Annotated in this window: 16 protein-coding genes; 6 read left to right on the top strand and 10 right to left on the bottom strand. The window is 73.4% G+C overall.

The features are described from left to right. Nucleotides 1-37 precede the first annotated feature (37 nt). Nucleotides 38-733, bottom strand: coding sequence for an ArsR/SmtB family transcription factor (locus GGE06_RS31595; protein WP_184932432.1), 696 nt, complete (start codon nucleotides 731-733; stop codon nucleotides 38-40). Nucleotides 734-751: 18 nt separating this feature from the next. After that, on the bottom strand, nucleotides 752-1441 hold the full coding sequence (locus tag GGE06_RS31600) for a TetR/AcrR family transcriptional regulator (RefSeq protein ID WP_181924671.1): 690 nt from the start codon (nucleotides 1439-1441) through the stop codon (nucleotides 752-754). A 61-nt stretch (nucleotides 1442-1502) separates the two neighbouring features. Here GGE06_RS31600 and GGE06_RS31605 point away from each other — a divergent pair, with 61 nt between their 5' ends. The 3 genes from GGE06_RS31605 to GGE06_RS31615 all read left to right on the top strand — a co-directional run bounded on the left by GGE06_RS31605 (nucleotide 1503) and on the right by GGE06_RS31615 (nucleotide 3690). Next, nucleotides 1503-2654, top strand: a complete 1152-nt coding sequence (locus GGE06_RS31605; protein WP_184932433.1) for an acyl-CoA dehydrogenase family protein — start codon at nucleotides 1503-1505, stop codon at nucleotides 2652-2654. A 61-nt stretch (nucleotides 2655-2715) separates the two neighbouring features. Then, nucleotides 2716-3003: a YiaA/YiaB family inner membrane protein gene (locus GGE06_RS31610; RefSeq protein ID WP_030691197.1), complete on the top strand. Its 288-nt coding sequence runs from the start codon at nucleotides 2716-2718 to the stop codon at nucleotides 3001-3003. 60 nt (nucleotides 3004-3063) lie between these two features. Continuing rightward, the gene (locus tag GGE06_RS31615) at nucleotides 3064-3690 is read left to right on the top strand and encodes a TetR/AcrR family transcriptional regulator (RefSeq protein ID WP_116161832.1); all 627 of its coding nucleotides are present in this window, start codon (nucleotides 3064-3066) and stop codon (nucleotides 3688-3690) included. Here the strand turns inward: GGE06_RS31615 and GGE06_RS31620 are convergent. Continuing rightward, nucleotides 3681-4142, bottom strand: a complete 462-nt coding sequence (locus GGE06_RS31620) for a MaoC family dehydratase (RefSeq protein ID WP_116161833.1) — start codon at nucleotides 4140-4142, stop codon at nucleotides 3681-3683. The two genes, GGE06_RS31615 and GGE06_RS31620, sit on opposite strands and share 10 nt — an antisense overlap. 116 nt (nucleotides 4143-4258) lie before the next feature. Between GGE06_RS31620 and soxR the strand changes: the two genes are divergently transcribed. Continuing rightward, nucleotides 4259-4729, top strand: a complete 471-nt coding sequence (soxR, locus tag GGE06_RS31625; protein WP_116161834.1) for a redox-sensitive transcriptional activator SoxR — start codon at nucleotides 4259-4261, stop codon at nucleotides 4727-4729. A 58-nt stretch (nucleotides 4730-4787) separates the two neighbouring features. On the opposite strand, the gene GGE06_RS31630 is transcribed toward soxR, so the two are convergent. The 4 genes from GGE06_RS31630 to GGE06_RS31645 all read right to left on the bottom strand — a co-directional run bounded on the left by GGE06_RS31630 (nucleotide 4788) and on the right by GGE06_RS31645 (nucleotide 9424). Beyond that, nucleotides 4788-5366 (bottom strand): hypothetical protein, encoded by a 579-nt coding sequence (locus tag GGE06_RS31630; RefSeq protein ID WP_116161835.1) that lies wholly within the window; start codon nucleotides 5364-5366, stop codon nucleotides 4788-4790. A gap of 90 nt (nucleotides 5367-5456) precedes the next feature. After that, on the bottom strand, nucleotides 5457-6632 hold the full coding sequence (locus tag GGE06_RS31635) for an alpha/beta hydrolase family protein (RefSeq protein WP_220378602.1): 1176 nt from the start codon (nucleotides 6630-6632) through the stop codon (nucleotides 5457-5459). Nucleotides 6633-6759: 127 nt separating this feature from the next. Further along, nucleotides 6760-8103 (bottom strand): erythromycin esterase family protein, encoded by a 1344-nt coding sequence (locus GGE06_RS31640; protein ID WP_116161837.1) that lies wholly within the window; start codon nucleotides 8101-8103, stop codon nucleotides 6760-6762. Between the two features lie 76 nt (nucleotides 8104-8179). After that, on the bottom strand, nucleotides 8180-9424 hold the full coding sequence (locus tag GGE06_RS31645) for an exo-beta-N-acetylmuramidase NamZ family protein (RefSeq protein WP_116161838.1): 1245 nt from the start codon (nucleotides 9422-9424) through the stop codon (nucleotides 8180-8182). Nucleotides 9425-9587: 163 nt separating this feature from the next. Here GGE06_RS31645 and GGE06_RS31650 point away from each other — a divergent pair, with 163 nt between their 5' ends. Together GGE06_RS31650 and GGE06_RS31655 are read left to right on the top strand one after the other, a co-directional pair. Then, nucleotides 9588-10394, top strand: a complete 807-nt coding sequence (locus GGE06_RS31650) for an SDR family oxidoreductase (protein WP_116161839.1) — start codon at nucleotides 9588-9590, stop codon at nucleotides 10392-10394. Nucleotides 10395-10471: 77 nt separating this feature from the next. Then, entirely contained in the window at nucleotides 10472-11065 is a 594-nt protein-coding gene (locus GGE06_RS31655; RefSeq protein WP_116161840.1) for a TetR/AcrR family transcriptional regulator, read from the top strand. 14 nt (nucleotides 11066-11079) lie between these two features. Here the strand turns inward: GGE06_RS31655 and GGE06_RS31660 are convergent, their stop codons facing one another. The 3 genes from GGE06_RS31660 to GGE06_RS31670 form a co-directional block, all read right to left on the bottom strand. Continuing rightward, nucleotides 11080-12294, bottom strand: a complete 1215-nt coding sequence (locus tag GGE06_RS31660) for an acyl-CoA dehydrogenase family protein (protein ID WP_116161841.1) — start codon at nucleotides 12292-12294, stop codon at nucleotides 11080-11082. A gap of 6 nt (nucleotides 12295-12300) precedes the next feature. Beyond that, nucleotides 12301-13323 (bottom strand): phosphotransferase family protein, encoded by a 1023-nt coding sequence (locus tag GGE06_RS31665; protein ID WP_116161842.1) that lies wholly within the window; start codon nucleotides 13321-13323, stop codon nucleotides 12301-12303. Nucleotides 13324-13455: 132 nt separating this feature from the next. Further along, nucleotides 13456-14367, bottom strand: a complete 912-nt coding sequence (locus GGE06_RS31670) for an MBL fold metallo-hydrolase (RefSeq protein WP_116161843.1) — start codon at nucleotides 14365-14367, stop codon at nucleotides 13456-13458. Nucleotides 14368-14404 lie beyond the last annotated feature (37 nt).

Raw genomic sequence — 14404 nt, forward strand, 5'->3', positions numbered from 1 at the left:
CGCTCACCGCAATATCGGGCGGGGCGGTGCGGCCCGCTCAGCGCAGCGCCGCCGCCGGGACGCCGAGGACGTCCCGCAGGGTCGTCTCGCCCTTCGGGGTCACCTTCACCGCCCGCTCCGACCCGATCCGTACGCACCACCCCGCGTCGAGCGCGTGCCGGCACAGTGCGGCGCCCGCGAGTCCCGCGAGGTGCGGGCGGCGCTCGGTCCAGTCGAGGCAGCCGCGGGCGACGGGCCGCCGCCCCTTCCGTACGAGGGCGATGCCCTGCTCGTCGAACCAGGCCAGGCCCCGGTCCGTGAGCGCGAACCCGGTGTCCTGGCGCAGCAGCCCGCGGTCCGTCATGGCGTCGGTGATCGCGATGCCGAGCCGTCCGGCGAGGTGGTCGTAGCAGGTCCGGCCGCGTGCCATCGCCCGCCCGGCGCTCGCGGCCCGCAGCGAGCGCGGCGGCGCGGGCACCTCGGGCTCGGACCGGGCGGCCAGGTCCTCGACGAGGTGCGCGATGCCGGGGTCGGCGAGGCGTACGTACCGGTGCCGGCCCTGCCGTTCCTCCGCGAGCACCCCGCCCGTGACCAGTTTCCCGAGGTGCTCGCTGGCGGTGGACGGCGCCACCCCGGCGTGCCGGGCGAGCTCCCCGGCGGTCCAGGCCCGCCCGTCGAGCAGGGCGAGCAGGAACGCGGCGCGGCTCTCGTCCGCGAAGAGCGCCGCGAGTGCGGCGAGATCACTGGCTGCCATGGGGCAAGCCTGCCGCACTCACGCTTCGGCGGCGGCCGAAACGTGAGGGGTCCGGGGGTGGGCCGGGAGTGCCTCGTACTGGAGGCGCAGGCCGTCGAGCAGTGCCCGCAGGCCCGTCTCGAAGGCGCCCTCGTCGACCTTCTGGCGGTGTTCCGCGAGGAGGTGGGCCTGGCCGAGGTGCGGGTAGTCGGCCGGGTCGTAGGCCGTCTCGTCGTCGACGAAGCCGCGGGCGAAGGAGCCGAGGGCGGAGCCGGTGATGAAGTACCGCATCAGCGCGCCGATGGAGGTGGCCTGGGCGGGGGGCCAGCCCGCGCGGACCATCCCGCCGAAGACCGCGTCGGCGACCTTGAGGCCCGCCGGGCGGCGGCCGGGGCCCTGGGCGAGGACCGGGACGATGTGCGGGTGGTCGGCGAGGGCGGCGCGGTAGGAGACGGCCCAGTCGTGGAGCGCCGTCCGCCAGTCCCGGGCGTCGCCCTCCGTGAACATCGACAGGTCGATCTTCGCGCTCACGGCGTCCGCGACCGCGTCGAGGATCTCGTCCTTGGTGCGGAAGTGGTTGTAGAGCGAGGGCCCGCTCACCCCGAGCTCGGCGGCGAGGCGCCGGGTGGAGAGCGCCGCGAGGCCCTCCGCGTCCACGAGCGCGCCCGCCGTCTCGACGATGCGTTCTCGGCTGAGCAGGGGCTTGCGCGGTCGGGCCATGGCGCACATAGTAGGCCCGCACAACAAAAACTAGCAGTGGTAATTAAATGGTCGAGTGGGGTGGCACCGCATGAATCTGGAACTGAGCGAGGAGCAGGAGGCCGTACGGCGGCTCGCCGAGGACTTCGTCGCGCGCGAGGTCGCCCCGCACGCTGCCGCGTGGGACCGTGCCGAGGAGGTGGACCGGGGCATCGTGAAGAAGCTCGGCGCCGTCGGCTTCCTCGGACTCGCGATCCCCGAGGAGTACGGCGGCTCGGGCGGCGACCACCTCGCGTACTGCCTCGTCACCGAGGAGCTGGGCCGCGGCGACTCCTCCGTGCGCGGCATCGTCTCCGTCTCCCTCGGCCTGGTCGCCAAGACCATCGCCTCCTGGGGCAGCGAGGCGCAGAAGCGCGAGTGGCTGCCCCGGCTCGCGGCCGGCGAGGCGCTCGGCTGCTTCGGCCTCACCGAGCCCGGCACCGGCTCCGACGCCGGGAACCTGGCCACCCGCGCCGTCCGCGACGGAGACGCGTACGTCGTCAACGGCAGCAAGATGTTCATCACCAACGGCACCTGGGCCGACGTCGTCCTGCTCTTCGCCCGGACGAACGACACCCCCGGCCACAAGGGCGTCTCCGCCTTCCTCGTCCCCGCCGACACCCCCGGCCTCACCCGCCGCCCCGTCCACGGCAAGCTCGGCCTGCGCGGCCAGGCCACCGCCGAACTGGTCCTGGAGGACGTCCGCGTCCCCGCGGACGCCCTGCTCGGCCCCGAGGGCAAGGGCTTCGCCGTCGCCATGTCCGCCCTCGCCAAGGGCCGCATGTCGGTCGCCGCCGGCTGCGTCGGCATCGCCCAGGCCGCCCTCGACGCGGCCCTGCGGTACGCGGGGGAGCGCGAGCAGTTCGGGCAGTCCATCGCCTCCTACCAGCTGGTCCAGGAGCTCCTCAGCGACATCGCCGTCGACGTGGACGCCGCCCGGCTGCTGACCTGGCGGGTCGCCGACCTGATCGACCGCGGCCAGGACTTCGCCACCGCCGCCTCCAAGGCCAAGCTGTACGCCTCCGAGGCCGCCGTCCGCGCTGCGAACAACGCCCTCCAGGTCTTCGGCGGCTACGGCTACATCGACGAGTACCCGGTCGGGAAGCTGGTGCGCGACGCCCGCGTCATGACCCTGTACGAGGGCACCAGCCAGATCCAGAAGCTCATCATCGGCCGGGCGCTGACGGGGGTCTCGGCCTTCTGAGTACCCCGCTGAGTACGCGGACGGATGTGGCGCCCGCCACATCCGTCCGATCCTTGGCGGCATGAGCGACACACCGGTCAAGCAGCAGAACACCGCCGCGTACTACATGCAGGCCGTCATCTCCTTCGGGATCGCGATCGCGGCCGTGGGCATCGGCATCTTCCAGCTCGACGCCAGCGCCTGGGTCCGGGCCTTCCTGGCGATCTCGGTCCTCTATCTCACGACCTCGGCCTTCACCCTCGCCAAGGTCGTCCGCGACCGCCAGGAGGCCGGCCAGATCGTCAGCCGGGTCGACCAGGCCCGCCTGGAGAAGCTCCTCGCCGAGCACGACCCCTTCCAGAAGCTCTAAGCGCTTGCTCACCCTCGTTGTATGGTGTTCGTCCTGACGGGGACCGAGAGGGAGTGTGGGATGAGCGCGGCGGAGGAGACGCCCGGGACCGAGGACATGCCCTGGGGCGAGGTCACGCCCGAGGCGGCCCGGCGGCTGCTCGTGGCCGCCGTCGAGGCGTTCGCCGAGCGCGGCTACCACGCCACCACCACCCGGGACATCGCCGGCCGCGCCGGGATGAGCCCCGCCGCGCTCTACATCCACTACAAGACCAAGGAAGAGCTGCTCCACCGGATCAGCCGCATCGGCCACGACCGGGCCCTGGAGATCCTCAAGGCCGCGGCCGACCGCGAGGGCACCGCCGCTGAGCGGCTCGCCGACGCCGTGCGCTCCTTCGTCCGCTGGCACGCCGAGCGCCACACGACCGCGCGCGTCGTCCAGTACGAGCTCGACGCGCTCGGCCCCGAGCACCGCGCCGAGATCGTGCAGCTGCGCCGCGAGTCCGACGCGACCGTGCGCCGGATCCTCGAAGAGGGCGCGGCGGCGGGCGAGTTCGACGTGCTCGACGTGTCCGGCACCGCGGTCGCCGTGCTCTCCCTCTGCATCGACGTCTCGCGCTGGTTCAACACCCAGGGCCGCCGCACCGCCGACGAGGTCGGCGTGCTCTACGCCGGCCTCGTCCTCCGCATGGTCGGCGTTCAGAAGTAGTAGCGCGAGACCGACTCGGCCACGCAGACCGGCTTCTCGGAGCCCTCGCGCTCCACGGTCACCGCGGCAGTCACCTGCACGCCGCCGCCCGCCTCCTCGACCTTCGTCAGGACGGCGGTGGCGCGCAACCGCGAACCGACCGGGACCGGGGCGGGGAAACGCACCTTCTCCGTCCCGTAGTTGAGGCCCATCTTCATGCCCTCCACCCGCAGCACCTGCGGGACGAACAACGGCAGCAGCGACAGCGTCAGATAGCCGTGCGCGATCGTCGAACCGAACGGGCCCGTGGCGGCGCGCTCCGGGTCCACGTGGATCCACTGGTGGTCCCCGGTCGCCTCGGCGAAGAGGTCGATCCGCTTCTGGTCGATCTCCAGCCAGTCGCTGTGCCCCAGCTGCTCGCCCACCCCCGCGCGCAGCTCCTCGGCGGAGGTGAAGATCCTCGGCTCGGCCATGTGTCCTCGTCCCTTCTCGTACGACATACCGGTCGGTATCTAAGCGCTTGCTCAGCATGTGGGGTCGGCGGGCCGCTGTCAACGGCCGCCGCCGGCGCACCAGTAGGGTTCTGCGGGTGCCGCAGATTCCAGAGAAGATCCACGAACTCACCGTCGGCCAGCTCTCCGCCCGCAGCGGGGCCGCCGTCTCCGCCCTGCACTTCTACGAGACGAAGGGGCTCATCACCAGCCGCCGCACCAGCGGGAACCAGCGCCGCTACGGCCGCGACACGCTCCGCCGCGTCGCCTTCGTCCGGGCCGCGCAGCGGGTCGGCATCCCCCTCGCCACCATCCGGGAGGCACTGGCCCAGCTCCCTGAGGAACGCACGCCCACGAACGAGGACTGGGCGCGGCTGTCGGGGGCGTGGCGCACCGAACTCGACGAGCGCATCAAGCAGCTCGGGCGGCTCCGCGACCATCTGACGGACTGCATCGGCTGCGGGTGCCTCTCCCTGGAGACCTGCGTCCTGTCCAACCCCGACGACCGCTTCGGCGAGCAGATGGCGGGCTCCCGCCTCCTCCCGGTCCGCCGCCCGCCGGCGGACTGACCGGCGCCCGCGCGGGCCCCGGCCGCAACGGGCGGCGGGGCGCGGTCCGCGAGCCGGGTTACGCCGCCGGGGCCAGGGGGCGGCGGGCCCGGGTCAGTGCCCCCGTCGTCAGGACCGCCCGGGGGACACCCACCCCGCAGTCGCCGCACGCCGGGCCGAGCCCCGCCCATTCGATCCGCGGCCCCCCGCACACCGGGCACTCCTCGCCCGGCCCCCGCTCAAGCGCGGTGATCAGCCGCCGCAGCACCTCCGGCAGCGGGTCCGAGGGGTGGACCGCCGGGTCCCCGCAGCGGACCACGCCGTTGCCGCCCCAGACGCGCCGGTGCCAGTCGTCGAGCGCGCCGAGCCCGCGCAGCCCCTCGTGCTTCTCGCGCCGCCGCCGCGCGGCGAACCGCTCCTCGTACGCGAGCCACACCGCCCGCGCCTCCTCCAGCTCGTCGAGCGCGGCCACGAGCCGCTGCGGGTCGAGCTCCCGGTCCTCGGGACCGAATCTGTGTCTGCGGCACAGATGGTCCCAGGTCGCGCGGTGCCCGTAGGGCGCGAACCTCTCCAGGCACTTGCGCAGTGAGTACCTGCGCAGTGCCGTGTCGCACCCCGGATCGCGCACCTGTCTCGCGAGACTCCGGAAACCGGCCATCCCTCGCCACCTCCGCCGCTGGTCCTTCCGCGCTATCAGAGGGACGAACGGGAGCCCCGCCGTGTTCCATCGAAATTCCGATGGCAGCCATCACCGGCCGGTGCGGGACGCCGAGACCACCACCTCCGCCAGCTCGGGACGGCAGATGTCGCTGTGCGAGAGGACCACCTCGGCCGCGTCCACGCTCACGCATCCGGCACCCGGAACCCCCGCGCGCAGGGCCTCGGCGATGCTCAGGCCCACCGTCCCCGGCACCGCCTGCACGCCGTCGTGTCCGATCGCGCCCCAGCGCGGGTCATCCGTGCCGAGCAGCGACTCGGAGTCGTTCGCGAGCCGGGACGCCAGCGGGTACACCACCCCGAGCGCCCTGTCGTGCCGCGAGTAGCAGGCGACGACCGGCCCCCGGACCCGGTTCTGGAGATCCCGCAGCGAACCGGGGCGGCCCGGGTCGTGCGGCAGCCGCGCCGCGAACGCGTAGTGCGAGAAGGCGCCCTGGAGGAGCGTCACGGACGCGACCGGCCGGGCCCCCGCGGGCAGCCCCCGCAGCGCGTACGCGACGAGCCGGGCGCCCATGCTGTGCCCCACGAGGTGGACACGGAGCCCGGGGGCGCTCCGGGCGACCTCCCCGAGCAGCGGCCCGAGCCCGTGCTCGCCGACCTGCCCGGCCCGCTTCTTCATCACGTAGTACGTGGCCTGCCGCAGCACCTCCTTGGCGCCCTTCCAGTACTTCTTCAGCCCTTCGCCGAAGAAGGCCTCCTCATGTGAGTCCTCGAGGGCCCCCGTGAACAGGGCGCACACCTGCACCGGGTCCCCCACCAGGAACTCCGGCACCGGCTCCCGTACCGCCACGGACTCGGCGTCCACGTCCGTCAGCTCCCGCACCAGCGCCCCGAACTCCGCGAACGCCGCCTCCTCCGCCGGCGCCGCGTCGAGGAGTTCCGTGAGCCGCCCGATGACCGGCTCCTTCTCCGGGAGGACCGTCACGAGCGCCCGGAAGTCGGGCACCGGTTCGTCCGTGAACATCATCGAGGGCCAGATCACCCCCGCGTACCCCATCTCGGTCCCCGGCGCGAGCAGCCCGGGGAAGGGGGCGAAGAAGTCGGAGCAGAGGCGGGTGGCGCCGGACGGGGAGTTGTTCCATCCGTGCGCGAACAGCACCAGGTCGCCCACCCCCTGGCGCGCCAGCGCGGCCAGCGCGGAGGCCTGGCCCGGCGGCCCGTCGCCGTCCTTGTCGAAGGTGATCTCCCGGTACGGCTCCACACTCATCCCGGTCACGGCCAGACCCGTCCCTCCACGTCGAGGGGGCCGCAGCGCCGAGTGCGCCCCGTGCGCGGGCGGCGGCTCCTCGGCCAGCATGCCCGCGCACGGCCCCGTCCAGACGTGCGACGGCGGGTCAGCGCAGCCGCGCCGCCGAGATCCGGGGGAAGTGGATCAGGAGGTCGTACGCGGTGGAGAGCCGCATCGGCACCGTGTCGCCCGGCCAGGGGAACACCGTCCCGATGTGCCGGACCGGCCGGGCCGCGCCCAGCCAGTCGCGCGCCGCCGGAGTCGTGTGCCGCATGTCCAGCCAGAAGGGGCCGGACGCGACCCGGTCCAGGGTGGCGGCGCTGCTGTCGGGTCCGAGCGGGGCGACGGTGAAGGTCCGGATCGGCTCGCCGGGGGCTCCGGTGTCGTGCGCGTTGAAGGAGCCCCGGCCGAAGGAGGCGCCGACGCTCAGGTAGTCCCTGCCGAGGAGGTCCCGCAGGAAGGCGCCCTGGAGCCGCGGGTACTGGTCGGGCTTCGGCGTCTCGTAGCCGACGTGCCCGTTGTGCGCGGAGAGCACCATCCGGTCGCCGGTCCGCCGCTGCCACCACACGGTGTTCTCGGCCATGGTCCGGTCGCGGTAGAGCATCGCCGCGGCGACGCCCTCGGGAGTCGTCAGGTCATGGGCGTACTCGGTGCCGACCTGGGCGATCGCGCGCGCGTGCTGCACCGCCCACGCCTGCGCCTCCCGCGCCCCGGGGCCCTCGCCGGGGCCCCGCCGTTCCAGGAGGGCGAGGGCGCGGTTCACCTCGTCGGCCATCCGCCGCCGCTCGGCGCGCGGCTTCTCCATGTAGCCCTTCATCCAGGCCTCCACCTCGCCGGTGGGCCGGGAGTCGCGGTACAGCTCCCGGAAGCGGGGCAGGAGGTCCGGGTGGACGCGGGCGACGTACGAGGTGACGGTGTCGAAGAGGTTCGGTCCCGCGTACCCGAGGTCGTTCCCCATGAAGTGCACCGGGCGATCGGGGTGAAGCCGGTTGTACTCCCGCATCCATCGGAACAGGTCGAGGTACTCCTCGGTGTTCCAGAGGCGGTACGACTCCTGGAACTCGTCCCGCATGATCGCCTTGATGTCGCCGCGGCCGGTGCGGACCCAGTCGTCGACGAGGAGCCCGGTGGACCAGGGGGCCTCCAGGGCGAAGGTGGTGAAGCCCCGGGACTCCACGAGGTGTTCGAAGATCCGGTGCTTGGCGGTGAAGAACTCGGCCGAGCTGTGGGTGGCCTCGCCGAGGCCGACGATCTTGGCCGAGCCGATCATCCGGTCGAGCGGACGCAGATCGGTCAGGGGCCGGGCGGAGCGGGCGAGTTCCCGCGCGGGGTCGGGGCCGGCCGGGACCCCGGCGGCACGGGCCGCGGGCGCGAGGGCGCCCAGGCAGGCGGCGAGGAGGAGCCCGACGAGGGGCAGCCGGGACGGACGGCGTCGTAACGAGAGGTTCATGGGCCCAGCCTGGTCGGCGGGACGTCCCGGGGGACATCCCGCCGGCACCCGTACGGGCCGGGGGCCAACCCCACCCTCACCGGTACAGCAGGTACTCCTCCCGCACCGCCCGGAACGCCGCCAGGTCCGTCTCCCACGCCCCGACGACCTCGTCCACGCCCGCGCCCGCGTCGATCAGGGTCCGTACCCGGGTCGAGCCGGTCAGCTTGTCGATCCAGTTGTCCGCCCGCCAGGCGAAGCCGGACCAGGAGCTCCTGGCGGTGACCAGGAGCCCGATGCCCGTCCGTACCGGGTCGAAGGACTCCCGGTCGTCGACGTGCAGCTGCACCCCGCCGACGGTCTTCCCCTGGAACTTGGAGAAGGTCGGGGCGAAGTACGCCTCGCGGAAGCGGACCCCGGGCAGTCCGAGGGCGTTCGCGGCCTCGGCCCACCTCCGGTCGATCCCCTCGGCGCCGAGGAGTTCGAACGGCCGGGTGGTGCCGCGTCCCTCGGAGAGGTTCGTGCCCTCGAAGAGGCACGTGCCCGCGTAGACGAGCGCGGTGTCCGGCGTCGGCATGTTCGGGCTGGGCGGCACCCACGGCAGCCCGGTGGCGTCGAAGAACTCCGTCCGCCGCCACCCCGTCATCCGTACGGTCTCCAGGGCGACGGGCTCGGTCAGGAACGCGCCGTTGAACAGCCCGGCCAGCTCGGCCACCGTCATGCCGTGCGCCTGCGCGATCGGCTCCCGGCCGACGAAGGTGGCGAACGCCCGGTCCAGGACGGGGCCGAGCGCCGCCCGCCCGGTCACCGGGTTCGGCCGGTCGAGGACCACGAACCGCTTCCCGGCGAGGGCGGCGGCCGCCATGCAGTCGTACAGCGTCCAGATGTACGTGTAGAAGCGCGCGCCGACGTCCTGGATGTCGAAGACGACCGTGTCCACGCCGGAGGCGGTGAAGACGTCCGCCAGCGGCTGCCCGCTCTTCAGGTACGTGTCGTAGACGGGCAGTCCGGTCGCCGGATCGTCGTACCGCCCCTCGGAGCCGCCCGCCTGGGCGGTGCCCCGGAAGCCGTGCTCGGGGCCGAAGACGGCGACCAGGTCCACCCGGTCGTCCGCGTGCATCACGTCCACGAGGTGGCGGGCGTCCGGGGTGACGCCGGTGGGGTTGGTGACGACGCCGACGCGGTCGCCCGCGAGGAGCGCGTACCCGTCGGCCGCGAGCCGCTCGAAGCCGGTCCGCACCCGGCCGTGACCGGGTGCGGCGGAGGCGGGGGCCGTGGACGCGGCCGCGACCGCCCCGAGGGCGCCTCCGGCGGCCAGCAGACTCCGTCGCGACAGGCTCATGCGGGACCTCCTCGGTGTGACGGGAGTGACATGGGCACGCACGCTAGCGCTCCTGACCGCCCCGGGGAACGAGGCGTGCGGAACGGGTCTTCCGCCCCTCCATACCGACCGGTTAGTCTGTCCCGGTCCCGACAGCGGGTCGTCACAGCCGAGAGGTGGGTCCATGACCGCGGACAGGAACGAACCCCGGAGCGCCGGCGCCGACGGGCTCCAGGGCGCCGGAGTCGTCGTCACCGGAGCGGGCGGCGGCATCGGCGCCGCCCTCGCCCGCCGCTTCGCCGCCGAGGGCGCCCGCGTCGTCGTCAACGACCTCGACCCCGAGCGGACCAAGGCCGTCGCCGAGGAGATCGGCGCCCTCGCCGTCCCGGGCGACGCCTCCGCCGTCGTCGACGAGGCCCGCGAGGCCCTCGGCGGCACCGTCGACGTATGGTGCGCCAACGCCGGACTCTCCTCGCCCGGCGACGCCTTCGCCGACGAGGACGTCTGGGCCGCCGCCTGGGACGTCAACGTCATGGCCCACGTCCGCGCCGCCCGCGCCCTCCTCCCGGAGTGGCTGGAGCGCGGCAGCGGCCGCTTCGTCTCCACCGTCTCCGCCGCCGGACTGCTCACCATGATCGGCGCGGCGCCGTACAGCGTCTCCAAGCACGGCGCGTACGCCTTCGCCGAATGGCTCTCCCTCACCTACCGCCACCGCGGCCTCAAGGTCCACGCCATCTGCCCCCAGGGCGTCCGTACGGACATGCTCACCGCCGCCGGATCCGCCGGCGAGCTCGTCCTCGCCCCCACCGCCATCGAGCCCGAGGACGTCGCCGACGCCCTCCTCGACGCCATCGCCGCCGACCGCTTCCTCGTCCTGCCCCACCCCGAGGTCGCCGGCTACTACCGCAACCGCGCCACCGACCCCGAGCGCTGGCTCGGCACCATGAACCACGTCCAGCGGACCTGGGAGACGGGCGCCGGTCGGCCGTAGCGCCGGCGGATGGGAAGATCTAGCGGCGGGATCGCGTTCCCGTGACCGAAAACGATCATCGAGGAAGGCGGCGGAGCATGGCCAGGACGACGGAAGGGAGCGGCGTCCCCGTCCCCCAGAGGCTCCTCGCCGCCGCCACCCGGCTCTTCGCCGAGCGGGGCTACGACCGGACCTCCGTCCAGGAGATCGTCGAGGCCGCCGGGGTCACCAAGGGCGCGCTCTACCACTACTTCGGCTCCAAGGAGGACCTCCTCCAGGAGGTCTACTCCCGGGTGCTGCGGCTCCAGCAGGAGCGGCTCGACGCGTTCGCGGACGCCGACGCGCCCGTCGAGGACCGGCTGCGCGACGCCGCCGCCGACGTCGTCGTCACCACCATCGAGAACCTCGACGACGCCTCCATCTTCTTCCGCTCCATGCACCACCTGAGCCCCGAGAAGCACAAGCAGGTGCGGTCCGAGCGGCGCCGCTACCACGAGCGCTTCCGCGCCCTGATCGAGGAGGGCCAGCGGGCGGGCGTCTTCTCCTCCGCCACGCCCGCCGACCTCGTCGTGGACTACCACTTCGGCTCCGTGCACCACCTGTCCACCTGGTACCGCCCGGACGGCCCGCTGACCCCGCAGCAGGTCGCCGACCACCTCGCCGACCTCCTGCTGCGGGCCCTGCGCCCGTAGGGCCCGTCCGGCGGCTACAGGTACTGCTTCAGCTCCCGGCGCGCCAGCGACCGCTGGTGCACCTCGTCCGGGCCGTCCGCCAGCTTCAGCGTCCGCGCCGCCGCCCACAGTTCGGCCAGCGGGAAGTCCTGCGAGACGCCGCCCGCCCCGTGCGCCTGCACGGCCTTGTCGATGATGTCGACGACCGCGCGCGGGGTCGCGATCTTGATGGCCTGGATCTCGGTGTGCGCGCCCCGGTTGCCGACGGTGTCCATGAGCCAGGCCGTCTTCAGGACGAGGAGCCGCAGCTGCTCGATGGTCACCCGGGCGTCGGCGATCCAGTTCTGCACGACGCCCTGCTGGGCGAGCGGCTTGCCGAAGGCGGTACGGGAGACGGCGCGCCGGCACATCAGCTCGACCGCCCGCTCCGCCATGCCGATGAGCCGCATGCAGTGGTGGATGCGGCCGGGGCCGAGCCGGGCCTGCGCGATGGCGAAGCCGCCGCCCTCCTCGCCGACGACGTTCGCGGCCGGGACCCGGACCCCATCGAAGACCACCTCGGCGTGGCCGCCGTGGGAGTGGTCCTCGTACCCGTACACCTGCATCGCCCGCCGGACCTCGACGCCCGGGGTGTCGCGCGGCACGAGGATCATCGACTGCTGGCGGCGCGGGTCGGGCCCGTCGGGGTCGGTCTTGCCCATGACGATGAAGATCCGGCAGTCGGGGTTCATCGCCCCGGAGATGTACCACTTGCGGCCGTCGACGACGTACGAGTCCCCGTCCCGCCGGATCCGGGTCTCGATGTTCGTCGCGTCGGAGGAGGCGACCTCGGGCTCGGTCATCGCGAAGGCCGAGCGGATCTCGCCGGCGAGCAGCGGCTCCAGCCACTGCTTCTTCTGCGCCTCGTCGCCGAACTGGGCGAGCAGCTCCATGTTCCCGGTGTCCGGGGCGGCGCAGTTGAGGGCGGTGGGGGCGAGGTGCGGGCTGCGGCCGGTGATCTCGGCGAGCGGCGCGTACTGGAGGTTGGTCAGCCCGGCGCCGTACTCCGCGTCCGGAAGGAAGAGGTTCCAGAGGCCCTGCCGCTTGGCCTCGGCCTTCAGCTCCTCCACGACCGCCGGGGTGTCCCAGGGGGAGGCGAGCCGGGCGCGCTGCTCCTCGGCGACGGCCTCGGCCGGGTAGACGTGCTCGTCCATGAAGGCGAGGAGCTTCGCGCGCAGGTCCTCGGTGCGCGCGTCGTAGGAGAAGTCCATGGCGGTTCAGCCCTCCTGAAGGGTGGTCAGGCCGTGCTCGATGAAGACGGGGACGAGCTCGCCGATCCGGTCGAAGCCGGCCCCGACGGTCTGCCCGAGGGTCCACCGGTAGTGGATGCCCTCCAGGATCACCGCGAGCTTGAACCACGCGAAGGCCGTGTACCAGGCGAGTCCCGAGGTGTCGCGGCCGGAGCGGGCCGCGTAGCGCTCGACCAGCTCGGCGGTGCTCGGATGCCCGGGGGCGGTGGCGGTCGTGGAGATGGGGGAGTCCGGCAGGTCGAGCGGCGTGCTGTACATGACGAGGAGGCCGAGGTCGGTGAGCGGGTCGCCGAGGGTCGACATCTCCCAGTCGAGGACGGCCCGGATCCGGCCGTCCTCGCCGGCGAGGACGTTGTCGAGCCGGTAGTCGCCGTGGATCACGGTGGGCGGGGGAGAGGCGGGCAGCGCACGCCCGAGGGCCGCGTGCAGCTCCTCGATGCCCGGCAGCTCGCGGCCGCGCGAGGCGTCGAGCTGCTTCCCCCAGCGGCGCAGCTGCCGGTCGAGGAAGCCCTCGGGGCGCCCGAAGTCGCCGAGCCCCACCGCCTCCGGGTCGACGGCGTGCAGGTCGACGAGGGTGTCGACCAGGCCGAGGACGGTGGCGCGGGTGCGCTCGGGGCCCAGCGGGGCGAGCTCACGGGCCGAGCGGTACGGCGTCCCGTCGACGAAGTCCATCACGTAGAACGGCGCGCCGAGCACCGACTCGTCCTCGCAGAACAGGACCGTCCCGGGGACGGGCACGTCCGTCGCGTGCAGGGCGCTGATGACGCGGTGCTCGCGCCGCATGTCGTGCGCGGTGGCGAGGACGTGGCCGAGCGGGGGCCGGCGGACCACCCACCGGCCGGTGCCGTCGCTCACGACGTACGTCAGGTTCGACCGGCCGCCCTCGATCAGCCGGGCGTCGAGGGGACCGGAGAGCAGCCCGGGCCGCTCACGGTCGAGGTACCGGCGCAGCTGCTCGGGGTCGAGTCCTGGGGGCGGGGCGGAACTCACGTGGGGGTACCTCCGGATCGTCTTCGGCGACGACCATTGTGACCGACCAGTCGGTATGTAGTCCAGAGCCCGCGCCCCTGTGGGCGGTGCCCCCGGCCCGCGTGGGGCACGGAAGCGCCGCCCGCGACGGGACTACGCGTGGCAGGCCACCGGGACCCCGCCGTTCATCGTCGCCATGTCCGAGAACACCGTCACGGGATCCAGCGGCGACCCCTCCGGCAGGCCCTCCAGTTCCGCGTACGCCCGGTGCAGGTTCGCCACGAGCCGCTCGCTCTCCCGCCACGCGGCGAACTCGCCGAGCTCCGCGCGCTGCGCCGTCTCCAGCGGGCTCGCCCCCTTCGCGTACCCCTCGACGGCGAGTTCCCGCACCCACAGCAGGTACCGCTCCGTGGTGTCGTACACCGAGGGATCGGTCACCCGCCCGTGCCCGGGCACGACCGTCGGCGCGTCGAGGGACCGCAGCAGGTCGAGCGCGCGCAGCGACCCGGCGAGGGAGCCCATCGGCAGGAACGGCGTCCCGCCGTGGAAGACGAGGTCGCCGGTGAACACGACCCCCTGCTCGGGGAGGTGGACGATCGAGTCGCCGGTCGTGTGCGCGGCGCCCGGGTGGAGCAGCCGCACCTCGATCGCGCCGACGTACAGCGTGAGCCGCTCGCTGTACGTCACGGACGGCGGCAGGATGTCGACCCGGCCGAAGTCGGTCTGCGGCCACAGCAGATGGAGCTGGTGCCCGGCCGCGAGCTGCTCGGACCGGCAGTTCTCGTGGCCCACGATCCGCGCCTCGGGGCGGAACACCCCGTTGCCGTAGGTGTGGTCGCCGTGGTGGTGGGTGGAGACGATGGTGCGCGGCAGCGGCAGCCCCTCGGCGAGCACCGCGTCGCGCAGCAGCAGCGCGCGCCGCTCGGTGGCGGCGGTGTCGACGAGCAGCGTCTCGTCGACGTCGCCGATGAACCCGGCGTTGTTCAGGCACCAGCCGCCGTCGGGCTGGACGAAGGCGTGCACGTGAGGCGCGAGCGTGACGACATAGGGATCGGTGGCAGACAAGGGATTCCCCCGGATGAGAGCCCGACTGGACAGGGGA

It is taken from the genome of Streptomyces nymphaeiformis (assembly GCF_014203895.1).
Classification (GTDB): Bacteria; Actinomycetota; Actinomycetes; order Streptomycetales; family Streptomycetaceae; genus Streptomyces; species Streptomyces nymphaeiformis.